Here is a 24,806-nt window from a genome sequence, read left to right on the forward strand (position 1 = left end):
TATTTTGTTTTTTGCTTACAACGTTAAAAATAGGGTATTTTGTTTTGAAAACTAATTCTAGAACAAAGCAGAGATCTGAACCCTGCCCAAATGCACAATTGGATTGCCTTCTGATTTACGGGCATCATAGCGAAGAAGTAATTGGAGTCCATTGCCAATTTTTTGTTGCCAGTTCAGATTCCAAGTAAGGTTGCGCCCTGGCCGAAGCGCTTCTAACAGTTCGTAACCAGTAGGCGAATTCTCTTCTCCTGTAAAATCGATATTGATGTACTTAAAGTTAGCACTCAGTGTAGTTTTGGCCGCTTTAGAAAAACGGGCCTCAATTGAGAATTCATTGATCTTTGAGCCCTCATTATTGTTTTCAGCAAAAACATTATTCTTTTCCTTATTGGCATAAGTAGTTGTGATTCTAAAAATATTGCTGGGTTGCCATGAAATAGCAGGCTGATAAACCTTGGTCTGGATCAGGTAATTTCTTTGGGTCAATACATCTGAACTACTTGCTCTTTCACCAGAAATAAAAGTCAGATCTAAGTTCGTTTGATAGTTCACATTCCAGCGAACATGTGCTCTCAATTCGTCATTATCGATACGTTCAAAGCCATTCAGCAATAGCTGTCGATTCTCTTGCTGAGCAAAGCCTAAATCAGCAGCAAAGGCAGACCTAGACTGATTAAAAAAGAGGGTTGAACGAAGGGTTTGCCTCGAAGATAAAATCATGTCATCCGCCACGTTTACAGGCCAAAGTCTGGCAGCAAGGTCTTCATCTGTAATTTTTGAGTTCAAAGTATAGGCGGTTGTATTGGTGAAACGTGCCAAGAGCTTTTTCAATCCTCCATCTTCGAACCAAGTATTGGGCGTTTTCATTCTTAGGCGATAGCTAATGTTGGTATTAAAAGCCTCTTCATAATTGTCGGTAGGAACAAAAATCTTGGCGTAGTTCTTTTCATCGGGGTTTACGGCAATGTAAAATTCGTTCAGGTCTTGTACTCCGTCAGCATTATCATCCCGCCAAGTATGTGTCCCTTCTCCAGTTGGTACCTGAATAAAGATAAACTCTCTGCGCAGCTCACGGCTATTGGCCAAGTTATACGACAGCTCTGACTGAATGGAACGATCGAAGAAGTTCCCCAACCAGTCCACTCTACCCATGATGGTACGGTCATTCCTATCTTCGCCTGTTTGGTTTAAGTTCTCCAAGTCCCTAAAAGTGAAAAGGGCACGTAGGGTTTGAGTTTCATCAATTTCAGTGTTGAAAAACGCAGACCAAGTTTCTGATCTATTGCTGTTTATCAGCTCACCATTGAAAGGCGTCCTGTCTTCGCGAACTTGATATTCAATTCCATAATTCGTGGTAAGGCTTTCATCATTTTTTAGGTAAAAAGTATGGGCTTCAAAGTTCATGGCTGACCGCACAATCTCATCGGTAGTGGTATTAAAAACCTCATTTCGATCTACATTATAGCGGTAGCCTGGAATCAACCACTTGGAGCGAATGGACAAATCGGTGGATAATCTTTGCCATTCAGAAGACACAATCTGTTGGTCGTTAGTCATGGAAAAAGCATCTACCTTCAGTCTAAAGACACTGAGTTCCTTTGTTCCTTTAAAGTATTGCTGTAAACCATTTACGGCTGCCCCCCTTTTTCTTCTCACTAAACGATAATCAATGCTATTGAGCGCATCTTTTTGCAAACCAGCCTTGGCTTCAAGGATATTTTCAGCAAAATTCTCTTCGAAATCGTTAGAGTTAAAACTCCAATCGCGATCAAATTCTATATAACGCACTCGGTCTATAAATGAGAAAGCGTCATTATTAAATTCATAAGAAGCGCCTGCATTAAATTTATAGTCTTCAAGCCCTTTTACTGGCCGGTTCACAGATTCGTAAATGAGTTTATAAGCCATTCCTCTATCGTCATCAGCATCTAAATCGGAGTATAGATTGAGGTCATTTTTCGAGAAAGCGACTTCGCCACTGAGTTTGTCGTACTTATTTAACCTGGCACCAGCACCGAGCGTAACCATTTGCTTTTGGTTGGGAGCATTCAACAACGAAATTGGCTTATAATTACCTTGCAGCTGACCATTAACTGGTGCTATCCATTTATAGATTCGTCCGTTAGTGGTAGAGTTAGTCAACACGTAATTACCGCTCCCCTGCCCCACCAATGTGAATTGAACGTTGAAGAAAGCAGAGTCGGGGTTGGTAGAGTATTGAAAAATATCGAATTCATTCCCCAGATTATCCGCGCCAACGGTTTTGCGGTAAAGTATAATATCAGACCTGTATTCTAAGCTATCAACACGCGAAGTAAAGGCTTGATTTAGATCATCCCCAGCATCGGCCAAGATTCGTTTTTCTTCCAAACTCAAGTCAAAAGCCAGCGGCTGATTTCGATTGTCCTTCTCACCATAATAATTAAAAGAGAAATCGAGTTTATCGTTGGATTGGTAGTGGCTGGCTTGAAAAATAGAACGTGAATAATTCTGGTCTGAAAACTCAAAATCAATCCTGATCCTACTGAATTTGGTAATGAGCACTTTGTTGGTGAAAGTAACTTCGCCCAAATTATAATCGATCACATAGTCGTTATCAAAACCGCGGGTCAGTTCTTCCCCGTCTAAAAACACCTTTTCGGAACCCGCAATTACGATGATGAAACGCTCATTATTGGGTCCACGTACTCTATAAGGGCCGAGTACTCCTTCTATGGGGTCAACATTGATGGAAGCAAACCGGCCTTTGGCAACAGAGGCAGCAAAAGTGGTTTCCGCCTTAAAGCCATTCGCCATTTCATAAGCCGTCTTGAATTGTGCTCCCTGCACATTTTTGTAATAGCGCAAGAAGTTCGAGGCTCCATTCTTGAGCACAACATCACCAGCAGTTAATGACCAATTGTCGTTGTAAAGCTGAATGAAAATATTGTCGAAATCTTGTAACTGCTGAGTATTCCCTTCTGGTTGAAAGGGCACATTTCTATCGGTAATTACTGCACGTAAATTTACATTTTCTGTCAGCTGCCCTTGCATTTGCAGGTTAAGAGAAGAGTTCACAAAAACATCCTGCTTATTACCGAAGGAAATCCCTCTGGTTATGCTCCCTGTTTTTGAAATGTTTTGGGTAGAAAAGGCTTCTTCACGTTTAGGCATGGTCAGCGTTTGTTGGTACCGGATCGCATCTTTGAACAACGCAGTAGAATCGTAAATGGCCAGTGTTTTATTGGCGCGTTTGGTGTGTAAATCGTAGGGCAAGGTGCGAAAACACACGATAACAGAATCTAGCCCAGGGTACAAAATACTGATGGTATTCTTGTTTAATTGGAAATCGAAAAGGATACTCTTCCCTTCGATCTGAGCAATTTTTATGGATTCTGGAATGGCTGTAAGGGAATCGAGAACTATTGGTTTGCCGTCAGTTTTCACCCATTTGCATTGTTCTTCCGTTTGGGCAAAAAGCGCTGGCCCAAGGAGAATTAAGCAAATACAAATGAATAAGCCACGCAACACAGTTAATCGCTTAATGGAATCTCTAAGAAGAATGTAGTGCCTTCGTTAGCCACGGTCTCGAACCATATACTCCCTCCTGCATGTTCAACCCCACGTTTGGCAATGGCCAAACCAATTCCAGAGCCTTCTACCTTTGTACTAAATTTAGGGATAAAAATCTTGTCTTGAATTTCGTCTGGAATTCCGAAACCATTGTCCTTCACACTGATAATTGCCTTAGAGTGCGTTTCTTCCAAACTAATTTCCAGCTTAGGCATGCGTCCTTCTGGCATGGCTTGTAGCGCATTCAGAATTAGGTTGTTGAAAATCCTTCCTAGCAAATTGGCATCTCCTTCAACCCAAACTGGATTTCGAGGAATATTTGGTGTGATTTGTACGTCATCATCTGCCTTGAACAAACGCACTACTTTACGAAGGGAATCGGCCAAATCGAGCCTTTCATTTCGAGGTATTGGCATTTTAGCAAAGGAAGAAAACGAAGTCGCTATATCGCTGAGGGATTCTACTTGATTCAAAATGCTATCAATCGGTTTATTGAAGTCCTGCCCCAACCCTTTACCTTCTGTAAGCACTCTTTTAAGGTGCTGTAGCTTGAGTTTCATTGGAGTGAGCGGGTTCTTGATCTCATGCGCTACTTGTTGGGCCATTTCACGCCAAGCGCTTTCCTTTTCGCTCATGGCCAATTCCTTTTTACTTCTCTCCAAATTCACCAACATGCGATTGTACTCACGAACCATCAGGCCAATTTCATCTTCTGCACTCCATTCCAAAGGCTCATTAATGTTAGAAAAAGTAGTGGCTTTGATCCTTTTGGTAAGGTATGTAAAGGGGTAAGTAATAATTTTTGATGCCAAAAATGAAAGCAATACGAACACGATAAAGATAAAGGTAAATGAATTTAGAATATTAGAAATAATATCGGTTTGTTGCCTCTTGAGTTGTGTTTGGGACTCGAAGAAGGGCATGCTCAGAATACCCAATAGTTCATTGTTTTGTGACTGAATACCCACATAAGTCGACTGATATTCCAGTCCCCCTACTCTTTCTGTATATAGCCTTTCGCTGGATCTGTTCTCACTGATTTCGGCCATGGCCTTGGGGTTCACAAAAGTGGACAGTAACTGATTTTCGAAAATCATTCGCTGATTGGTAGCCACAAGCACTCCCTTGTCATTAAATAGATTAATATCAGCCCTTGAGTATTGGCTAATTTCGCCCACCCTATTCTCTAAGGTTTCGTTGTTTTCACTTTGACTATCTAAAAACTCCTTTAATGTAATGGTCAAGTTTGATCCCGCACTTTCAGCGACCTCCAGATAGTTCTCCTCAATGTTCTTTCTTACCGTTTCATTGACCAACCGGAGTACCACAATACTTACAATAATCAACGGAAGAAAAAATGCGAAATTGAGCAGAATTTGAACTTTAGCAGCAATGGTCACCGTCCGTTTTTTCAAGTTATAGAACAAGGCGCTTGCGAAGAAGACCAAGATGATCATTCCAACAATAAAGAGGAAGAATAGCGAGAAATTGGTAATCATAAAACGTGTAGGATAAACAGGGCTACTGATGATGAAATATTCCGTAGCATCCCTTCCTTGCACAGCCAAGTGCGTATAACCATTCGCTAAGACCCCCTTTCCAAACAACTCTGGATCATCTTTCCATTCACTAGGAAAGTCTCTAGCGTAGTTAAAATCACCCACACTGCTGACCATTTCACCATTTTGAAAAAGAGCATAATCAAAATGTCCGTTATCAGTCACAGTACTACTTTCATCAAAAAGTAAACGGGGAAGAATACTGTTATTCAGTTGTTCCTTTTTCACCAATTGGATAATGATGTGGCCTATAATTGTGTTGTATCGCTCAATATCCATAAATACATAGTAGTGGTTGGATATGGTGGGAAAACGGAAACTCAAAAAGTAGACGCCTTCCTGGTCAGTTCGATACTGGTCTTGACTATATAAGCTGAAAGAGGAATAGTCATTGGTATTGGTGTTATTGATTGGCCGACCAGAACCGTTGAAGAGCATAATTTCGATATCATATTTATCGAAATACTCCCCTAGGTATGACCTCCTGATTCTTTGACGGATTAACTGTTTTGGCGAAAACAAACTCGAGATATTGGTTTGAATAAGAATATCGTCCTCAATCTTCTTTTTTGCCTCACCCAATAAATACTCCGCGGTAACATCCTTGTTCGTCAGTAATTCAGTGGCAATACTAACTTTATCTTGTCGATCTACTTTCTTAATATCTTCTCCCAAAACCAAGGTACTCACCAATGCCACAGCAAAAGATGCGGTAAAGAAATAGAGGAAGGTATTATAACTAAGCCTTTTGATTTCTGAAGGGAACTTCAATCGAACAATCAATGCCAAGTAGATAATATAGATGGCCAAATAGGTAAATAGGCTTTCCTTTAAGAGCCAAGCCAGTACGAATGAAGCAAGTAAAACAATACCTAACCCGATTTGAAAAGGAGTTTTGTTTTTAAGATTTATAAATCTTGTAGCGGCCAGTTGAGTCAGTAAAAAGAACATCACTCCTTGTACAAAAATCACAAAGTAGTTGATGAGTTTATAGATGGTTAGATTATTGTCTTTGGTGATATCCAGCTTCCATTGTGAATTACTGAGCATAGAATGGAGCTCGTAAGTCAGGTAATAGAAAGAGAACATCGATAATACCAGAATCCCAAAGAACTTCCAGTCATAGCTTGTCTTCTCATGTCGGTTATGAAAACCTAAAAAACCGTACACAACTACCACCAAAAGGCTAATCTGATTGAAAAGTAAATCTCCCAATGACGGTTCTGTATAATTTGCTGCAAAATGCAATGGGTCGAATAGACCATAAGCACGTACACTGTAGGGCAATTCATAACGAATCATCAGTGCCCTTAAAATGAAGAGCATCAGCGTTAGTAGTCCCAAAGCATACATGGGTTTGCCTCTATCATTGAGCAAAGCCGAATAGAAAAATACTGAGCGAACATAGAAAAATATACTGAGCGCAAACATTAAAATAATGATGGTAGAGTATACAGGGTAGTCTATTTTCATTAAGTCATTTCCCGAAAATGAAAAAAGATAAACACCTTGCTGAGAGAAAATTCGATTCTTTTGAGCTAAGTCCTCGTCTGAGCTTAGATCATAATTTGATTTACCAAAGATCTTTTTATTAAGACCTGTACTGGCAAAGTCATCGGTTATTGGAACATCTGACTTGAGTGGAAGAAAACCGTATATTTCAACAATCCTATTTTGCGCACTATTGATTGTGGTCTTTTTAACAATGAACTTATCATTTCCTATTTCTAAATAGCGATATTGAAATAGGCCTTCTAAAGTTCCGTACTTTGGTACAAATCGGTTGGTGGACCAATAAATCACTTCTCCATTCTCATAAATGAAAATGGGAAATTCTTCACTTACTTCTAACCGATTAAAAAGGCGACTTAGGTCAACAATAGCATCACTTTCAACGGACTTTACTTCTTGATCTAAAACTGAAAGTTGTTTCTTAATATTGACAGAAATGGTTTCTTGTGGCTCTACTCGTCTTTTCCTGTCGGAAAAAATCACTTCATCGATGATTAGCGTTAAGGCCAATAAACCAATACACAGGAGAAAGTACCTGTGCTTCTGAAATTCGAATTTTCTCTGCTTTGCCAACAATCCTTTGCTATTCTTTTAGAACAGGCTTAAAGTACTAATTATTTTGTTTAGGAGTGTACTTAAGTCCCCCAAAGGAGTAAAGGAATAATACACGACTGTAGCGGTACATTAAAGGGTAGAGCAAAATCACCTCTGAAATAATGGCGATGAGGTAGGTGTTTTCGTTGGCGTTTTCGATTGTATAATTGATAACTAGAGCACTCATCAGAAATAATCCTACGGACATTGCGTAGCTGATGTACATAGATCCATCATAGAATCGAGGTTCTTTTTCGAATCTAGCGCCACAAGTATCGCATACCTTTTTCATCAAAAGGAATTTGCGTAGGTTATAAGCTTTAGATATGAATAGTTTGCCTTCACGGCATTGAGGGCATCTAGCCTGGAATACTGCTGAGAGTTTTGTTCTTTTGACCATTTCGTTTACTAGTTCTGTACCAAAAGTAGCCTAACACCGCAAAGAGGACATAAGGAGCAACAAAAAGGTAAAGTATCCCTATGTTTAAATTGGAAGCTGTTGTGGTATCACCGCCAGCCACAGAGGATTCTAGTGTCCCTCTGCACATGGCACATTGCGCGTGAGCTGAAACACTAAAAACAGTTAGTAAAATTGCCGATAAGATAATTTGTTTAACTCTTCTCATGATACCTCAAAGTTAATGCTTTTATACTAAAACTGATAATAAGGACTGATCATTAAATAGACAATAACGCCTGTGACAGACACATATAACCAAATGGGATAAGTGTACTTCACAATTTTCTTATGTTTGTCAATCATACCACTCCAAGCGTAGAAAAAGGCCAAAAGCACTAAGGGAACTACACCAATTGACAATACAATATGGCTGATCAAGAAGAAATAATAAACTGACTTTATTGCGCCTTCTCCTTCAAATGCTGTTGAAGGTGCGGAAGCATGATAGGTTACGTAGCAAAGTAAAAACAGCGTTCCTAATACAAGGGCAGCAGTATTAAACTTTCTGTGTAAGGCCACGTTCTTCTTTACCTTAATGGCCATCAAAGCAAAGATCAAACAAAGGGAAGTAAGTGTGTTGATCACTCCAATTACATGAGGTAAATTATACACCCAGTCTCCTAAATCAAGCTTCTGAGGCAGCCCTAGTAATATGGCTACAGCCAAGGGAATAGCTACGGATAAAATCCTTATCCAAAGCATCGATTTCTTTTGCTTCAAATCAATCTTACTCATTCTCTAAGTCTATCGTTTGCAAAATTCTTACTTCAAGAATCAACCTATCAGTTTCTTCTCTCTCCATAATATTATAGTAGCCTCTAATTCTATTTTTAGCATCTATCAATATCACTCTGTTGTCGAGGTCTGACATTACCATACCACAGTATTTCAAATTGCTCCAGCTGGTTGAATCAAGTTCTTTGAAATGCCAGAACTCATCCATAAACGTAACTCGTTGGTTATAGCCCGTAATCGCATCGGTTTGAATTGAAGCCTGATTGAGGTACGACAACATCTGGATGTCTGGATTGTTATAAAACACATCCTGCACCTTTTCTAGCTCTTCCAGTCTTGTTTTAAGCACAGGCCCATCCATTCTTTCAAAATGGATCACTTTAGTGATACCCATCTCTAGCTCTGGACTCTTTACTATGTATTGTTCTGTATTTCTTTCCAAGCAAGTTACTTGACGCAAAGTATCCCCTATTCCATTGGTATAGTAAATTGGGATTTGAAATTGGTTCTTGCCAAAGCCCTTCAGAAATAGAAAGATCAGTGCTGGCAGCAGAATCAATAAGAATAAGTATAGTCCTTTCTTGTTCTTCATAATACTTCGTTCAACAAAAAATCAGACCAATTGCTCAGTCTGATTCTATAATATTCTTAAATATAGTTCTTATCCCTAATGACTGTCATCGACCTGTTCAGAACCGGCAGGATGATAATCAACAGTTCCTCTACTGCTTTTCACTGCACCACCTTCTAACTCTACTAGCGCTACAATAAGCCACACAATAAAGACCATTGGGAGTATAACCGAGTATATTAAACCTTTCACCTCATGTCCTAAGTGCATAAACTCACTTACAATGTAAAATGCTTTAACAATGGTTAGTCCCACGAAGATTACATTTCTAAGTGTGCCTGCATCCATCATAAAGGCAAATGCATATTCAATTGCCGTAATGAGAGCAAGAATCCCTGCAATTTTCCAAATACCGCGAATTTTGTTCTTATCTACTGGTTGTACAACCACGTTTGATGTTTGTTCCATAGTATATATAATGTCCTTAAATCAAATAGAAGAATGTAAAAACGAAGACCCAAACTAGATCTACAAAGTGCCAATACAAACCAACTTTTTCAATCATTTCATAATGCCCTCTTCTTTCGTACATACCATTGGCAGCATTGAAGAAAGTAATGATATTAATGACTACTCCTGAGAATACGTGGAAACCGTGGAAACCAGTAATAAAGAAGAATAGTGCAGCAAATGCTGGTGGTCCGTATTGATTGAAGCTCAAGCCAGCTCCCATAATTTCATAGTTCTCTACCCATCTACCGTTTAAGAAAACGTCACCGATAGTGGCTACACCGCTTCCAGAAATAAAGTGAGACCATTCCCAAGCTTGGCAACTTAAGAATGCAATACCACCAATAATGGTCCAAAGCATCCATTTCACCACGCCCTTTTTATCCATTCTCTGACCTGCTTCTACGGCTAAAACCATAGTTACCGAGCTTAGAATAAGTATAAAAGTCATTAGACCTACAAATATCAGGGGCCATTCTTGGCCATGTACTCCTGGGAAGGCATCATATACCTTTTCTGGAATTGGCCAATATTCAGTAGAGAACACAAAATCGCTAGGATCTCCTTTATAAGCAGGGGCACTCCATCTAAGGAATGCGTATGTGATCAAAAGGCCGGAGAAAGTGAAGGCATCTGAAAGCAGGAAAAACCACATCATGAGTTTTCCATAGCTCGCCTTAAGAGGCGCAACCCCACCTGCCCATAAGCTCTTGTTGCCGACTGTAGCTGTAGTAGCCATAGTTAATAGGTTCTAGTTAATGGTTAAGTAATAAAAATATAAACAAGTATATCCAAAGTCCGCCTAAAAAGTGCCAAAAAGTTGAGCACATTTCCATGTTCAACATATTTTCAGAATTCACTTTTAGCTTGAAAGACGAAACTAATAGATATAAAAGATAAATCACAGCAGCTACTAAATGTAGACCATGCAAACCTGTAAAGATGTACAAGAAACTCCCTGCAGGATTACCCACAAAGAATACACCTGCATCAACCATTTGCCCCCAGGCCATAAACTGCCCTATCAGGAAAGCCATGCCCAAAACAAAAGTGATACTTAAAGCTATTCGTACTTTTACAAAATCGTTCTTTTTTGCAGAAAGGTATGCCCAATGCATAAACCCACTGCTCGCAATAATAACTACCGAGGTGCTCCAGAAAAGAGAGGGCAAGTCATACTCCAACCAGTTTCCACTGGCTTGTCTTACAATATGCGCACTGGTAAAAGCCGCGAATATCATTACCACGGTAACAATGAACAACCACATCGCAAATTTCTTTGGATGCATTGAAAGCGGTTGCTCCGCTGCGTTATCCACTAATTGATAATTTTCTGTCATTATTTCACCATGTCCAATAAGTAAGCAATCTGCACGATCGGTAAATAGAGAAATGAACCAAACATAATTCTCAATGCTGATTTTCTAGATTGATCGCGCATCAACTTAATCGTCTGCGTCAAAAACAAAACCCCACAAATGGTAGCCACTATTCCTGAATTAATGCCCGTAATACCAAAATAGGTAGGCAACAAGCCCAACGGAATCAAGAATAGCGTATAAGTCATTATCTGAAAAGCCGTCTTCATGTCCTTTTCTCCTTTTACAGGAAGAAGTTTAAAACCTGCCTTTTTGTAATCTTCATCGGCTACCCATGCAATTGCCCAGAAATGCGGAAACTGCCAAATAAACTGGATACCGAAAATAATCATTGCCTCGTGGCTAATCATACCTGTAGCTGCTACCCAACCCAATAAAGGAGGTAATGCACCAGGAAAGGCACCCACAAACACAGCTATTGGTCCTACTCTTTTCAATGGTGTATATACAAAGCTGTACAGTATCATTGATAAAACAGCCAAACCAACGGTTAATAAGTTAGTAGACAAATAAAGCACTAGAATACCAGCAGCAGCCACAATAGCTGCAAACCACAAGGCTTCATTTTTAGAAAGTCGATTGGTAGGTAAAGGACGATTTTGCGTGCGTTTCATCATCGCATCATAATCCTTTTCAATTACTTGATTGATGGTACAAGAAGCGCCTGAAATTAAAAATCCACCAATAAATAGCATGGTTAACTGCATCCAATCTACATTGCCCCCCATGGCTAAGGCATAGCCAAAGGCAGAAGAGAAAGACACCAAAAGTGATAGTCTCATCTTAACCAACTCCAAATAAGCCTTGGCTTTTTGAGCGATTGACTCCCCTACTCCAATATTTGCAGAACTACCTGATATCATTCAGTCAACTTGTTTGTATTCTTTTATTTCCTAAAAGCAACAGTACATAATACTGTACTCCAATAATTAATGTTCCTAATAACAAATGTATTGGCTGTATAGCCGCTGGCACACCGAAATATGCCATAATCACTCCACTTAAAACTTCCGTACCTACAATCAGCAACATAATCGCTCCGTATAACTTTAGTTTTTGAGGAGCATCCTTTTTAAGTGTTAATAGCCAAACCAAATAAAGGTGTAAGCCCAACAATAAAATGGAGTATGATCTATGAATTAGAAACTCAGTCCCCAGCTTCGCGATCCATTCTGTTCTTGCGAAATGATCAGCCACAACATCGATAACCTCCCTCACTTGTGTTCCAATTACAATTTGAGGTAATGTGGCAATGAAGCAAATCAACAATACTGTTCTGAGCTTAGCAGTTCCTTCCAGATTTAAATTAAGCACTTCTCTTTTCGATCTATAATACACATAGATCAACAGACAAACGATCAATAAAGCGAGTAACATGTGAATAGTAATCATCCAATGTAACAAGTTAGTACTCACTACAATTGACCCGATCCACCCCTGAAACCCAACCAATACAAATGCAATAAAAGAAAGAACGGTAATGGTTCTATCGGTTTTCCAATATCGAATAGACATTATAAATGTCCCGAAAATCAAAAGTCCGATAACCGCACCCACTAAGCGGTTAATGTATTCTGTCAGTGTTTTAGTAGCATTAAATTCTTCTTCAGTTAGAATGTCAGGATCATTTAAAATCTGATCAGCCAACTCGTCAAAACCAAACGCTGTGAGGTAACTTACAAACCTCTTATTCTTCTCTGCCCTTTCTAAGGCGTAAACTTCTTTGTAATCAGGAGGAAGTTGACTGACATCTGTTGGTGGCACCCAACTCCCAAAACACTTGGGCCAGTCTGGACATCCCATTCCCGACCCAGTGGTTCTTACGACTCCTCCAATTAAAATCAGGAGGTAAACCGCAATTACCGTGACGGCAGAAAACCGTCTAAAAGCTCGTCCGTTAGTGGCCTTTTGATCCATCAATTACGATCTCACTAGCGCTCTCCTCTTTCTCAATTGCGATCATATCATTCTCATGTGGAAGATTAGAATCCATCGTTTCTGAGAAAGGTACTGTCTGAAGAATAAAGTCTTCTGGTGCACCCGGCTTAGAGTAATCGTAAGGCCATCTGTAAACTGTTGGTATTTCACCTGGCCAGTTACCATGTCCAGGAACCCTTGGAGTTGTCCATTCCAATGTATTCGACTTCCACGGGTTAAGTGGAGCTTTCTTCCCTCTAAATATGCTGTAGAAGAAGTTGAAAAGGAATATAAACTGACCAAAGAAAGTCAAGATTGCCGCCACACTAATGAATGCATTTAGGTCAGTGAATCCACTGAATGCATCAAAGTTGGTGAACGAGTAATATCTTCTTGGGAAACCTGCAATTCCTATATAGTGCATAGGGAAGAATACAGCGTAAATACCAATGAATGTAAGCCAGAAGTGAATGTAGCCTAGTTTTCTATCCAACATTCTACCGAACATTTTAGGGAACCAATGGTAAACCCCTGCCAATAATCCGAAAGAAGATGCGGCTCCCATTACTAAGTGAAAGTGAGCTACAACAAAGTAGGTGTCATGCAACTGAATATCAATGGCCGAGTTACCTAGGAAAATACCTGTAATACCACCTGAGATAAACACAGACACTAGTCCAATTGAGAACATCATGGCAGGCGTGAAAATGATATTCCCTCGCCAAAGTGTAGTCAGGTAGTTAAATACTTTTACTGCTGAAGGGATCGCAATGATCAACGTTAGGAACATAAAAATTGAACCTAAGAATGGACTTAATCCCGACACGAACATATGGTGCGCCCAAACTACGAATGAAAGCACGGTAATTCCCAACATTGAAATAATCATGGCCTTATAGCCAAAGATTGGTTTTCTAGAGTTGGTAGCAATAATTTCTGATGTAATACCTAAAGCAGGTAGCAATACAATATATACTTCAGGGTGACCCAAGAACCAGAATAAATGCTGATACAGAATTGGGCTACCGCCTACATTTGGAAGTGCCTCACCTCCAATATAAATTTCAGATAAGTAGAATGATGTACCAAAGCTTCTATCCATTACCAATAGTAGGGCTGCGGCAAACAATACAGGGAAAGATAATACTCCAATCACCGCTGTAAGGAAGAAACTCCAAATTGTTAGCGGCAATCTCGAGAAGGTCATTCCCTTTGTTCTTAGGTTAATAATTGTGGTGATATAGTTAATACCGCCCAACAATGAAGAAACAATAAAGAATACGATAGCAACAAGCCACAACGTCATTCCAAGTCCTGAACCATCCATTGCCTGTGGCAATGCGCTTAGCGGTGGGTAAACCACCCAACCTCCTGACGCAGGTCCAGTTTCTAAGAATAATGAGATAAACATGATAACACTGGAAAGGAAAAAGAACCAGTAAGAAAGCATATTCATAAAGCCGGAGGCCATATCCCTTGCGCCAATTTGTAATGGAATAAGGAAGTTACTAAAGGTTCCACTCAAGCCAGCTGTTAACACAAAGAATACCATGATGGTACCGTGCATGGTTACCAAAGCCAAGTAGAATTGTGGATCTAAGCTACCCTCAGGCTGAATCCATTTACCCAAAAGCGGTCTTAACCAAGATAAATCTGCTTCAGGGAATCCCAATTGCAATCTAAAGATCGCAGAAAAGCCTGCACCAATAATTGCCCATAGAATACCCGTAATTAGGAATTGCTTGGCAATCGTCTTATGGTCAATTGAGAAAATATACTTTGTGATGAACGTTTCATGATGCTCGTGATCGTGATCATCATGTGCGTGTGCATCAATATTTGTTGCTGTTGCCATCTTAATATATTGGTCTTATTAATTACTCTCGTTAATGCCCGCTGTAACTACGGCCAACTCTCTCAAATTCTCAGGTACCTGAGACATATAATCTGGGTTTTTTGATAACCAAGATTTCTGCTCAGCTTTCCATTTGTCGTATTCTTCAGGCTCTAACACCGTCACAACTTTTCTCATCGCAAAATGAGAAGTACCACAAATTTCAGCACAAGCCAATTCAAAGTTGAATTCAGGATTGTTTTCCTCAATTCGCATTTCTTCCGTTGTTTTATTCGGAACAAACCAAAACTGAGTTGGCATACCAGGAACAGCATCCATTTTTAACCTCATATGAGGCATGTAAACACTATGCAATACGTCCTTCGCTCTAATTTTCAATAATACAGGCCTTCCTTTAGGAAGGACAATCGAAATGTTTTCGAAGTCATCAAAGTTGTTCTTGTCTGTAAAGTCAACCCCCAATTGATTCGTAGCATCGATCAAACGATAGTCATAAGCTCCAACCTCATTGTCCATTCCACCATAGCGAATCAACCAAGCAAATTGTTGCCCAGTAATTTCAATTTGTTCTGCATCCTCTGGTGCCTTACTTGTAATGTCAGACCAAGCTGCAAAACCAGATATTACCAACCATGTCAAAACAATAGCAGGTACACCTGTCCATAAAAGCTCTAGTTTATTGTTGTGCGGATAAAATTCAGCTCTATGATTCTCTCTATACCTGTACTTATAGGCAAATACAAAAAGTAAAATGTGAGTAATTATAAATACAATACCCGTAATCCACATTGTTCTCCAGAACAACTTATCCGTAAGTACACCATGATCAGATGCCACAGGGGGATCATACGAATCAAAGTATGCATATGAATACCATGCCATTAAACCGAAGAAGAGCACCATGAAAACCACCATCAGAATGGCATTCACCTCATTACTTCCTGTGATTGACTTCTCATCAGAACCTTTTACAATACTGATCAATCTACTTACTCTGAAGATCAACAAAAGGATCGCCAGTACTAAGAAAATCGCTAAAACTATATAAAACCCGAACATATCTTTAATTTACTCTTATTAAATATGATGATGTTTTGCCTCTTCATACATTGGATGGTTTTTAGCCACCAACGCAGACTTAGATAAGGCACTTAAGGTGACGAACACAAACGCTACTCCGAATACCAAGAACAAGCCAATTTCTGTAAGTCCAAATGCGCCATTTTCGCCCATAGTACCTGGTGTTACCATCAAGTAGAAATCGATCCAATGACCTGCCAAAACCACGATACAAACGATTTTCAAGAATACATTCAATCGTTTTGCATCCCTCGTCATAAACGTAAGGAGTGGGAAAAGGAAGTTCATGATTAGATTAATGAAGAAGAATGGTGCGTATTTATCACTCAACAATCTTTCTACAAAGTATACTGATTCCTCAGGAATGTTTGCGTAGTAAATCAATAGGAATTGAGAGAACCAGATGTACGTCCAGAAGATGCTGAAAGCGAAAATGAATTTACCCAAATCATGTAAGTGATTGGCCGTTACTTGTGATAAGTAACCCGCTTCCTTCAATAAAATAGTTACAAGTGTAATAAAGGCCAAGCCTGTTACCCACCAACTTGCAAACACATACCAACCAAACATGGTAGAGAACCAGTGAACGTCAATTGACATGATCCAATCCCAAGCTGCTATTGATGAAGTTACAGCAAATACCACTAAGAATATTGCTGAGAATTTTCTCATTTTAAACCAATAGCTGTCTCCACCTAGTTCATCTTCGGCCATAGCCAAAGACTTGATTTTTTTGAACAAGAAATACCATGCTCCGAAGAACAATGTCATTCTTAACACAAAGAAAACTGGGAAAGAACCTCCTTCTAAAGGAAGAAAGAAATAGCTGCTTTTTCCTGCAATCAATGCATCGAAATGAGTGTTCAAATCTCCATTAGGTAGAAATTTGTTATATAAGTCACTATGTGTCCAGTGAAATATGTCATGACCGAAAATAAAGAAAGTAGCGATCATAAGCACAAATGCATATGGCAACCAACTCCCCATTGCTAAGGGTACTCTCAACAAATAAGTAGACCATCCCGCTTGAGATGCATACTGTAGTGTGAAGAAGAATATTCCAATTAAGCCTAAGCCAACAAAGTAAACATTGTTGATCCAAAGGTTTACACCAAGCCTTTTTAGCCAACCACCGTTGTCAGCTGCTCCTGCTTCGTGTCCTTCACCTGATTCATCAGATACCATTCCGCCATGGGCGTCACTATCACCACCACTGTGGTCTTCGCTAGCGTTTGTTTCATGATCATCAGAAGCTCCAGCATCGTGTTGCTCCGTTCCTTCATGATCTCCTGTGGCTGCTTCATGTCCTCCGCCTGGGAATATTGCACTTACAAGCAGCAATACAAACCCAATGATGGCTACGAGATAAAGCTTCTTTTTTAAGCCTGTCGTAAATTCAAATCTTTCTTTTGCCATTTTCTAAAAAATTTGGGGGTTACTGCTTTTGCAATTCTTTAACATACTTCACAATTTTCCATCTTTTCTCTGGACTGATTTGAGAACCATGGGCTCCCATTCTTCTGATTCCATAAGTAATTACATGGAAAATATGTCCTTCTGAAAGATCTCTCTGAGCCGGGGCCGTATAGGGAGGAACACCAAGAAAAACTGGTGCTACTAATCCATCAGCTTGACCACTTGGCCCGTGACAATGGTCACAATACAATTCATATAGCCTCTTACCTTCTGCCAGAATTTCTGGTGTATCAGCTAAAGGGTTTTCCATAAGGCTAGCCGCTTCGATGTCATCTTTTTCTAAACGATATGGAAGTACACCATCAGCAGTTCTTCTTACAGTACCTGCTACTGGCATCATTACATTTTGTTCGTAAGGATTGTTTGGGTTAGAGTTATAAAACTCACCCAATCCATCTTCTCTATTACTTAACCATTCGCCTCTATCCTTGTCCTTGATTTGCGTCAATGGCTCGTAAGGTATTGAATGATACATTTGAGGTGCATATTCCGTACCTGGGTTATCGCCACTGGCATTACAAGAAGCCAGAGCAAAGATCGCTATGAGTGGTAAAAATGCTTTCAATCTATTCAACATGATCATCTTTAGCTTAGTCTTCAACTTCTTTATCGTTCACTTCAACAGCACCTGAATCTTTCAATACACCATTGATTGTTTGAGCATCCATTGATTTGTTTTTACCCAAGTCAATTGCCATGATATGCTTATCATCGGTAATTCTTAAGTCAAGCATCTTAGGATCTTTCCATGGTTTCAAGTCACTACTCACCAAGAAAGTACCTACCATACCAAAAGCTGCAAGTAATACCGTTAGCTCAAAAGTTACAGGAATAAAATCTGGTAGTGGCGTAAAGTCTTTACCACCAATAATCATTGGCCAATCTACCCCTAGCATCCAATACTGCATGGTTAATGCTAAGGAAGTTCCTAATATACCAAACATAAAGGCGGCAATTGGAAGCCTAGATCTCTTATAGCCTAGTTCATCATCAAGCCCGTGTACAGGGAATGGAGAATACACCTCGTCAATTTTGACACCAGCACCTCTCACCTTTCGTACTGCACTTAATAATACGTCCTCGTCATCAAAAACCCCGAGAACAAAGTTTCTAGAATCGCTCATAATTATGCAGTCTGTTTTTCTGATGAAGATTTAACAATACTTTTAATTTCGGCCATGTTCACCACAGGGAAGAACTTAGCAAATAACAAGAATGCGGTAAAGAATAACCCGAACGTAAATAAGTATACTCCCATGTCGTAAACCGTTGGGTAGAACATAGACCAAGATGATGGAAGATAATCTCTATGCAATGATGTAACGATAATTACAAATCTCTCGAACCACATTCCAATGTTTACAATAATTGAAATAATGAAGGTAGCCGAAATACTTGTTCTGATTCTCTTAGACCAGAATAACTGTGGAGAAATCACATTACAAGTCATCATTGACCAGTATGCCCACCAGTAAGGTCCTTGCATTCTATTAAAGAAAGCATATTGCTCTGCAGGAACACCCGAATACCATGCTACGAAAAACTCAGTGATGTAAGCAATACCTACAATTGAACCCGTAACTGTAATTACAATGTTCATCAAGCTAATGTGCTCGATCGTTATATAGTCTTCTAATTTAAATAGTCTTCTGGTGACCAACATCAAGGTCAATACCATGGCGAATCCAGAGAAAATCGCTCCAGCCACAAAGTATGGAGGGAAAATCGTGGTGTGCCAGCCTGGTATTACTGAAGTTGCAAAGTCAAAAGATACAATAGTGTGTACTGAAAGTACGAGAGGTGTTGCTAAACCAGCAAGGATTAAAGATACACTCTCGTATCTACTCCAAGTTCTAGCAGCTCCGTCCCATCCAAGACTTAGTGCTCCATATATTTTCTTTCTTATTCCAGTAGCTCTATCTCTAATGGTAGCAAAATCAGGTACAAGACCTAAATACCAAAATACGAGTGATACTGAGAAATATGTAGAGATTGCAAATACATCCCAAAGAAGTGGTGAGTTAAAGTTTACCCAAAGTGAACCAAATGTGTTTGGCAAAGGCAACGCCCAATAAGCACCTAACCAAGGTCTTCCCATGTGAAGTACGGGGAACATTGCGGCACATATTACAGCAAAAATTGTCATGGCTTCAGCAGCCCTGTTAATCGCCATTCTCCATTTCTGACGGAAGAGTAAAAGCACTGCGGAAATCAAGGTTCCAGCGTGACCAATACCTACCCACCATACGAAGTTGGTAATATCCCAGGCCCAACCTACGGTTTTGTTTAGCCCCCACATTCCAATTCCTTCCCAAAGCGTAGCAGCTACAGCGATGAAACCAATGCCAAAGGCAGTAAGTGCCATCCCCATTCCCAATAACCATGATTTGGAAGGTTTGCCCTCTACCTGCCTGCAGATATCCTCGGTAACGTCATGGACAGTCTTACCGCCTGTTATCAAAGGTGTTCTTACGGATGAAGTAACCTGCATAGTGTATCTCTTTTAAAAATTAAGCTTCAGTTGATTGTTTTTCCTTATTTCTGATTTTGGTGAAATACCAAACGTTAGGGTTAACGTTGATTTCCTCCAACACGTGATAAGCTCTGTCTTCTTCCACCACACGCTCAGTTGCTCCTTGACCGTCTTCTTTCTCTTGGATTTTCAAAGCTTGAGAAATTCTAGAGTTTTTGTCGTTCAAGTCACCAAAGGTGATTGCATCAGCAGGACAGGCCGAAGCACATGCCATGTTGATTTCGCCATCTACAGGTCTTCTGTCTTCACGTTTGGCTGCAAGTTTACCCGCTTGGATTCTCTGCACACACATTGAACATTTCTCCATTACACCTCTTGAGCGAACAGTTACATCTGGGTTCAATACCATTTTACCCAAATCGTTGTTCATTGAAAGGTTTTTGTCGAACTGCGTATTGTCGTGATACTTAAACCAGTTAAACCTTCTTACTTTATAAGGACAGTTGTTAGCACAATATCTTGTACCAATACATCTGTTATAAGTCATTTGATTGAGACCTTCCGTACTGTGTGTTGTAGCCGCTACTGGACAAACAGTCTCACAAGGAGCATTATTACAATGCTGACACATCATTGGTTGGAAAGTAACTTCTGGATTTTCTGAAGCTTTTTCTAAGGCGATCAAATCATCAACAGGAGCATCAGAGCTATAGTAGCGATCAATTCTGATCCAAGCCATTTCTCTTCTATTCAATACTTCTTCTTTCCCAACTACAGGAATGTTATTCTCTGCCTGACAAGCAACCGTACATGCACCGCAACCGGTACAAGAGTTCATATCAATGGCCAATCCCCAATGGTGATTGTTATATTCGTGACCTCCCCAAAGCGTGATTTTAGAAGGTTTAATGTATTCTCCTTCCTTGTAAATCAACGGATATTCTCTTCCCGCTTTAGTATCTTTTTGATAAGCACTTAGAGTTGACTCCTGAATTACATTGGATCTGCCCATGTAAGTCTGGTGTGTCTGTGTTTGGGCTATTCTGTATGACTCGCCTGTTTTCTCAACAGAAACTCCAGCAAATACATCATATACATTAGCTCCATTCAACTTGGTAGTGAACGGATATGCATTGACACCCACTTCATTCCCTACCCTACCTGCGCTAGTTCTTCCGTAACCTAAGGCCAAACCTACAGTTCCAGCAGCTTGTCCTGGTTGGATTAACACTGGTAAAGTCACTGAAGTATTACCTACTGTAAGTGTTACCTTTTCAGTGGTGCCATCATTCATTTTGATGCCCCACTCTTCGGCTTGCGCTTGAGAAACAGTTAAGTAGTTATCCCAAGTTGTTTTTGCAATTGGATCTGAAGCCTCTTGTAACCAAGGGTTATTGGCCATTGATCCATTGCCAATCGTTATTTTTTCATAGAGTGCCAACTCAAGGCCTTCTCCATTTCTCTTATAGTTCTGAGCTATGCTTGTTGCGGCTGGCGCAGCTGCACTAAACTCATAAGATAAAGTATCGTTGTTTCCTCCTGTCTCAAATACACCATCAAACAAAGTTTTGTCCCAGAATGTCTGGAAGTTAGAAGTGTCTGATTGCTTTGTGAAGAAGTTCTCTCTCCAGTTGTCTTGTAGGTAAGAGTAATACTCTACAGTTTTCCCAGACCATTTCAAGAAAGTCTCTGGTGCTTGGCGAGTACTGAAAAGAGGCGCAATAGTTGGCTGAACTAAACTGAAGTGACCAGTTCTTAGTTCAACATCATTCCACTGCTCTAAATAATGATGATCAGGAGCAATATAGTCTACTAAAGCAGCAGTTTCATCCATTCTATCTGATGTAGATATTTTCAGAGAAACTTTAGCCAAACCAGCTTGTAATGCTTGTCCATCAGCGGAATCGTAAACTGGGTTACAGTTAAAGAAGATTGCTGCGCCAATTAAACCAGCATTAGCATCTTTCACAAAAGAACTCATGGCTTGATCATCTCCTTGACGGAAATGAAGTGGTGCATTTACATTAATAGTAGCACCGTAATTACCTAGCATGGTATTAATACCATTCACCAACACCTGAACTACAGGGTCGTTTGAGCCAGAAACTACAAGGCCTGCACCTCTATTCGTCCAAAGTTCATTGATGGCTGCCGTTACATGAGCAACATCGCCAGCATTTCCACCATTCACTTTCGCTTGTCCCGCTTTAGCCGCAATACCATTATAAATGGCAGCTACTAAAGGTCCAGCTTGTGAAGGCCTGATGCCTGTTCTATAATCTGCGTTTGCACCAGATAATGAAAGGTTAGACTCAAATTGGTAGTGTCTAGACATTTCACGGTGTTCCGCGCTAATTTTTCTTGTTCTTGAGTATTGCTTAGTGAATTCAATTGGTGAAATCCAAGTACCTAAGAAATCGGCACCTACACTCACAATTGTTTTCGCCTTGCTGAAATCGTATGATGGTACCATTGAAGTACCAAACGATCTTCTGTTTCCTTCAGAAATACCATAAGCCGAAGATGAATCGTAACTTATGTGTTGTGCTGTTGGATATTTAGCAGAAAACTCGCTTATAGCTCTTTTAGTAGTAGGACTCAAAACAGAATTACTAACAATTCTAATTTGACCTCCTTTAGCAGAAATTTCGCCCAACTTGGCAATTACTTCTTTATCTAAAGTATCCCATTCAGTTTTTGAACCCGCCTTTTTAGGCCCTACAAGCCTTTCTTTATCATATAATGAAAGTACAGAAGCCTCTACTTGAGCATTAGTACCACCTTTTGTCATTGAAGAAAACTTGTTTCCTTCAATTTTAATCGGACGACCTTCTCTAGTTTTTACGACTATACTTACAGCGTCACCGCCATTTACATAGGTAGAAGCATAATAATTAGGAATAGACGGATCAACATCAACAGGCTTATTCAAATAAGGAATAGCTTTCCTTATTGGAGTTTCACAAGCTGCCAAAGAAGCCGCTGCGATACCAAAGCCCATTAATTTTAAGAAGTCCCTTCTGTTACTGCTTCCTTCACCGTTTTCGTTGATAGGAAGGTATTCCGGAAATTCCTTCTCAGCGCTCTTAACAAACGAAGGCTCGTTAGTTAACTGCTCTATCCCTTTCCAGTATGTTTTTTGATTTTCTTTCATTGTATATCAATCAGAAATCGAAATTCTATTCAATAAATTAATAGTGACATTTAGCACATTCCAAACCACCGATATCGGCTACTTTCATTGGTGTTTTCGAGGTTGCGTTATGCATCTCCACCAACTTATCGTAATATCCGTTACCCTGCGTATTTACATCTGTATTTCTATGGCAGTCAATACACCAGCCCATCGTTAAAGGAGCAAACTGTTGAACAACCTCCATTTCTTGAACCTCACCATGACAAGTCTGGCAAGCAATCTCACCTACCGTTACGTGCTGTGAGTGATTGAAATAAGCCAAATCAGGTAAGTTATGAACACGCACCCACTCAATTGGCTTTCCACTCTCTTGAGCAGCATATAATTTCTGAATCTCAGGTGAATCTGTTTTAATATCACTGTGGCAGTTCATACAGATATTCACTGAAGGAATGTTAGCGTTCTTTGCAATTTCAACACCAGTATGGCAATACTGACAGTCAATCTCATATAAACCAGCGTGCAACTCATGTGAGAATGCAATTGGTTGAGTTGGAGCGTAACCTTGTTGTACACCCACAGTATAAAGGCCGTCAATTACATTTTTGGCAGCCAACGCAACCACAAGGAAGGTAATGATACCTATAACGGTTGGACTTCTTAAGAAGGCAGTAATACTGAACTTCTCATTAACAATTTCTTGATCGGTCTCAGTAAGCTCTTTCTTGTCCTTTAAGTAACGGCTAACAAAGTTGATGATAATGACCAATACTATTAATAGTAACACCAATACTACAATCAAGGTAACCATGATTACATTAAGGTACTCTGAAGGCACACCACCTGCTTGGGCAGTTCCGTCTCCTACAGCGGCACCCGTAGCTGGCGTAGCTTCTACTGGAGGATTTTCTTCGGCATGTCTTACATAAGCCAGAATAGCTAATATCTGATCATCAGCAAGATCGAAGGGCTGCATTACAGCACCATTGTACTCTTTAATAAGTGATACGGCCTGGGCATCCCCACTTTCAGCTAAAGCTTGAGAATTTCTTACCCACGAATAAATCCAATCAAGTTCTCTCCTATCATAAACACCAGCCAATGCAGGACCGACAACTTTCTTGTCTACCGCATGGCATGAGTTACAGGCGTATTCTTTGAAGAGACCTTCTCCATTTTTGATGATTGCTTCATCGGTTGGAATTTTATCTCTCTGGGCAAGGGCTTCTTGGCCAGAAAAAACAAAACAACATACAAACAAGCATGCTGTCGCGAAGCGGACTAGTAGTTTTTTGGATAACATGTAATCAATAGTTAGAGTCACAGATTGTCTCATCACGTAAAATCGAGACAAAGGTAGTACCGGAATGCCTTATTTCAAACTAAAGTTTAGATAGTACACGAGTGGTCGAAACAGGTAAAAAAACCACATATTCAATTCATTAACAGACATTTACGAGCATAGATTACCGCTCTTATTTATTTAGAATTATTATAAATAGCCCAAACAAACAGAATTAGCGTAACCCTGTATACAAAACGATTTTCACAAGCAATACTTAAAGATTAAACAAGGTTAATCTTTACAAGGACAAACCTTTATTCAGCCGCCATATTCCTTGATTTGTGTATCTGATTGGCTGTCAGCTAGATTAGCACTCTTCTAGTTTTACTCTTAATATTCAATAAGATTTGAAGTCTCTACTCCTATTAAATACAGATCATAAAAACCCTTTGAGAACCATTTTATTTCACTGAATAAAAATTTCATCAGACCTATTGTGTAATAAAAATTATCCCTATATTTGCACTCGCAATTGAGACAACGGTCTACAAAAGCATAGAAAAATAGTCTTGATTTACTGAATAAAGACTGAAAGAAATTGGGATCCGAACTCCTGTAAAATAAAAGTTCGGGGTGTAGCGTAGCCCGGTATCGCGCCTCGTTTGGGACGAGGAGGTCGTAGGTTCGAATCCTGCCACCCCGACAACAAAAG

General features: G+C 39.8%; 19 protein-coding genes and 1 tRNA gene. 1 reads left to right on the plus strand and 19 read right to left on the minus strand.

Annotation, left to right across the window (positions count from 1 at the left end; translation table 11 throughout):
• Positions 1 to 57: 57 nt before the first annotated feature.
• The 19 genes from AWN68_RS14180 to AWN68_RS14265 all read right to left on the minus strand — a co-directional run bounded on the left by AWN68_RS14180 (position 58) and on the right by AWN68_RS14265 (position 24,112).
• Positions 58 to 3,510, minus strand: a complete 3,453-nt coding sequence (locus AWN68_RS14180; protein ID WP_068416961.1) for a hypothetical protein — start codon at positions 3,508 to 3,510, stop codon at positions 58 to 60.
• A gap of 2 nt (positions 3,511 to 3,512) precedes the next feature.
• Positions 3,513 to 7,196, minus strand: a complete 3,684-nt coding sequence (locus AWN68_RS14185) for a sensor histidine kinase (RefSeq protein WP_157716237.1) — start codon at positions 7,194 to 7,196, stop codon at positions 3,513 to 3,515.
• 37 nt (positions 7,197 to 7,233) lie between these two features.
• Positions 7,234 to 7,617, minus strand: coding sequence for a DUF983 domain-containing protein (locus AWN68_RS14190; RefSeq protein WP_068416965.1), 384 nt, complete (start codon positions 7,615 to 7,617; stop codon positions 7,234 to 7,236).
• Complete coding sequence (locus AWN68_RS18875) at positions 7,577 to 7,843, minus strand: hypothetical protein (protein WP_084362876.1); 267 nt, start codon at positions 7,841 to 7,843, stop codon at positions 7,577 to 7,579. Before AWN68_RS18875 ends, AWN68_RS14190 begins: the two co-directional genes overlap by 41 nt.
• Positions 7,844 to 7,869: 26 nt before the next feature.
• Positions 7,870 to 8,412 carry a DUF420 domain-containing protein gene (locus AWN68_RS14195; RefSeq protein ID WP_068416968.1) on the minus strand — a complete coding sequence of 181 codons (543 nt, stop codon included), beginning with the start codon at positions 8,410 to 8,412 and terminating at the stop codon, positions 7,870 to 7,872.
• Positions 8,405 to 9,004, minus strand: a complete 600-nt coding sequence (locus tag AWN68_RS14200; RefSeq protein ID WP_068416973.1) for a hypothetical protein — start codon at positions 9,002 to 9,004, stop codon at positions 8,405 to 8,407. Before AWN68_RS14200 ends, AWN68_RS14195 begins: the two co-directional genes overlap by 8 nt.
• Positions 9,005 to 9,079: 75 nt before the next feature.
• The gene (locus AWN68_RS14205; RefSeq protein WP_068416976.1) at positions 9,080 to 9,451 is read right to left on the minus strand and encodes a cytochrome C oxidase subunit IV family protein; all 372 of its coding nucleotides are present in this window, start codon (positions 9,449 to 9,451) and stop codon (positions 9,080 to 9,082) included.
• 16 nt (positions 9,452 to 9,467) lie between these two features.
• A complete protein-coding gene (locus tag AWN68_RS14210; RefSeq protein ID WP_068416979.1) occupies positions 9,468 to 10,232 on the minus strand; it encodes a cytochrome c oxidase subunit 3 in 765 nt (254 codons plus the stop codon).
• A 16-nt stretch (positions 10,233 to 10,248) separates the two neighbouring features.
• Positions 10,249 to 10,833, minus strand: coding sequence for a cytochrome c oxidase subunit 3 (locus tag AWN68_RS14215; RefSeq protein WP_068416981.1), 585 nt, complete (start codon positions 10,831 to 10,833; stop codon positions 10,249 to 10,251).
• Entirely contained in the window at positions 10,833 to 11,735 is a 903-nt protein-coding gene (cyoE, locus tag AWN68_RS14220; RefSeq protein ID WP_068416984.1) for a heme o synthase, read from the minus strand. The genes AWN68_RS14215 and cyoE overlap by 1 nt, the downstream gene beginning before the upstream one ends.
• A 4-nt stretch (positions 11,736 to 11,739) precedes the next feature.
• Positions 11,740 to 12,789, minus strand: a complete 1,050-nt coding sequence (locus tag AWN68_RS14225; RefSeq protein ID WP_068416987.1) for a COX15/CtaA family protein — start codon at positions 12,787 to 12,789, stop codon at positions 11,740 to 11,742.
• Positions 12,770 to 14,644 (minus strand): cytochrome c oxidase subunit I, encoded by a 1,875-nt coding sequence (locus AWN68_RS14230; protein ID WP_068416990.1) that lies wholly within the window; start codon positions 14,642 to 14,644, stop codon positions 12,770 to 12,772. The genes AWN68_RS14225 and AWN68_RS14230 overlap by 20 nt, the downstream gene beginning before the upstream one ends.
• Before the next feature lie 18 nt (positions 14,645 to 14,662).
• The gene (locus tag AWN68_RS14235) at positions 14,663 to 15,703 is read right to left on the minus strand and encodes a cytochrome c oxidase subunit II (protein WP_068416992.1); all 1,041 of its coding nucleotides are present in this window, start codon (positions 15,701 to 15,703) and stop codon (positions 14,663 to 14,665) included.
• 18 nt (positions 15,704 to 15,721) lie between these two features.
• Positions 15,722 to 17,140 (minus strand): quinol:cytochrome C oxidoreductase, encoded by a 1,419-nt coding sequence (locus AWN68_RS14240; RefSeq protein ID WP_068416995.1) that lies wholly within the window; start codon positions 17,138 to 17,140, stop codon positions 15,722 to 15,724.
• A 19-nt stretch (positions 17,141 to 17,159) separates the two neighbouring features.
• The gene (locus AWN68_RS14245) at positions 17,160 to 17,777 is read right to left on the minus strand and encodes a c-type cytochrome (RefSeq protein WP_245658014.1); all 618 of its coding nucleotides are present in this window, start codon (positions 17,775 to 17,777) and stop codon (positions 17,160 to 17,162) included.
• Positions 17,778 to 17,790: 13 nt separating this feature from the next.
• Positions 17,791 to 18,324 carry a DUF3341 domain-containing protein gene (locus AWN68_RS14250; protein WP_068417000.1) on the minus strand — a complete coding sequence of 178 codons (534 nt, stop codon included), beginning with the start codon at positions 18,322 to 18,324 and terminating at the stop codon, positions 17,791 to 17,793.
• A gap of 2 nt (positions 18,325 to 18,326) precedes the next feature.
• On the minus strand, positions 18,327 to 19,691 hold the full coding sequence (gene nrfD / locus AWN68_RS14255; protein ID WP_068417003.1) for an NrfD/PsrC family molybdoenzyme membrane anchor subunit: 1,365 nt from the start codon (positions 19,689 to 19,691) through the stop codon (positions 18,327 to 18,329).
• 19 nt (positions 19,692 to 19,710) lie between these two features.
• Entirely contained in the window at positions 19,711 to 22,827 is a 3,117-nt protein-coding gene (locus AWN68_RS14260) for a TAT-variant-translocated molybdopterin oxidoreductase (protein ID WP_068417005.1), read from the minus strand.
• Between the two features lie 37 nt (positions 22,828 to 22,864).
• Positions 22,865 to 24,112, minus strand: coding sequence for a cytochrome c3 family protein (locus AWN68_RS14265; RefSeq protein ID WP_068417038.1), 1,248 nt, complete (start codon positions 24,110 to 24,112; stop codon positions 22,865 to 22,867).
• A 611-nt stretch (positions 24,113 to 24,723) separates the two neighbouring features.
• Here AWN68_RS14265 and AWN68_RS14270 point away from each other — a divergent pair.
• A tRNA-Pro gene (locus AWN68_RS14270) sits at positions 24,724 to 24,797 on the plus strand.
• Positions 24,798 to 24,806: the final 9 nt, after the last annotated feature.

This window comes from Roseivirga echinicomitans (assembly GCF_001592935.1).
Taxonomy (GTDB): Bacteria; Bacteroidota; Bacteroidia; order Cytophagales; family Cyclobacteriaceae; genus Roseivirga; species Roseivirga echinicomitans.

What these genes read in the sequence shown, in the direction of transcription:
- AWN68_RS14190 (WP_068416965.1), bottom strand. Translation starts at nt 7,617, where the DNA reads ATGGTCAAAAGAACAAAACTCTCAGCAGTATTCCAGGCTAGATGCCCT.
- AWN68_RS18875 (WP_084362876.1), bottom strand. Translation starts at nt 7,843, where the DNA reads ATGAGAAGAGTTAAACAAATTATCTTATCGGCAATTTTACTAACTGTT.
- AWN68_RS14195 (WP_068416968.1), bottom strand. Translation starts at nt 8,412, where the DNA reads ATGAGTAAGATTGATTTGAAGCAAAAGAAATCGATGCTTTGGATAAGG.
- AWN68_RS14200 (WP_068416973.1), bottom strand. Translation starts at nt 9,004, where the DNA reads ATGAAGAACAAGAAAGGACTATACTTATTCTTATTGATTCTGCTGCCA.
- AWN68_RS14205 (WP_068416976.1), bottom strand. Translation starts at nt 9,451, where the DNA reads ATGGAACAAACATCAAACGTGGTTGTACAACCAGTAGATAAGAACAAA.
- AWN68_RS14210 (WP_068416979.1), bottom strand. Translation starts at nt 10,232, where the DNA reads ATGGCTACTACAGCTACAGTCGGCAACAAGAGCTTATGGGCAGGTGGG.
- AWN68_RS14215 (WP_068416981.1), bottom strand. Translation starts at nt 10,833, where the DNA reads ATGACAGAAAATTATCAATTAGTGGATAACGCAGCGGAGCAACCGCTT.
- cyoE (WP_068416984.1), bottom strand. Translation starts at nt 11,735, where the DNA reads ATGATATCAGGTAGTTCTGCAAATATTGGAGTAGGGGAGTCAATCGCT.
- AWN68_RS14225 (WP_068416987.1), bottom strand. Translation starts at nt 12,789, where the DNA reads ATGGATCAAAAGGCCACTAACGGACGAGCTTTTAGACGGTTTTCTGCC.
- AWN68_RS14230 (WP_068416990.1), bottom strand. Translation starts at nt 14,644, where the DNA reads ATGGCAACAGCAACAAATATTGATGCACACGCACATGATGATCACGAT.
- AWN68_RS14235 (WP_068416992.1), bottom strand. Translation starts at nt 15,703, where the DNA reads ATGTTCGGGTTTTATATAGTTTTAGCGATTTTCTTAGTACTGGCGATC.
- AWN68_RS14240 (WP_068416995.1), bottom strand. Translation starts at nt 17,140, where the DNA reads ATGGCAAAAGAAAGATTTGAATTTACGACAGGCTTAAAAAAGAAGCTT.
- AWN68_RS14245 (WP_245658014.1), bottom strand. Translation starts at nt 17,777, where the DNA reads ATGTTGAATAGATTGAAAGCATTTTTACCACTCATAGCGATCTTTGCT.
- AWN68_RS14250 (WP_068417000.1), bottom strand. Translation starts at nt 18,324, where the DNA reads ATGAGCGATTCTAGAAACTTTGTTCTCGGGGTTTTTGATGACGAGGAC.
- nrfD (WP_068417003.1), bottom strand. Translation starts at nt 19,691, where the DNA reads ATGCAGGTTACTTCATCCGTAAGAACACCTTTGATAACAGGCGGTAAG.
- AWN68_RS14260 (WP_068417005.1), bottom strand. Translation starts at nt 22,827, where the DNA reads ATGAAAGAAAATCAAAAAACATACTGGAAAGGGATAGAGCAGTTAACT.
- AWN68_RS14265 (WP_068417038.1), bottom strand. Translation starts at nt 24,112, where the DNA reads ATGTTATCCAAAAAACTACTAGTCCGCTTCGCGACAGCATGCTTGTTT.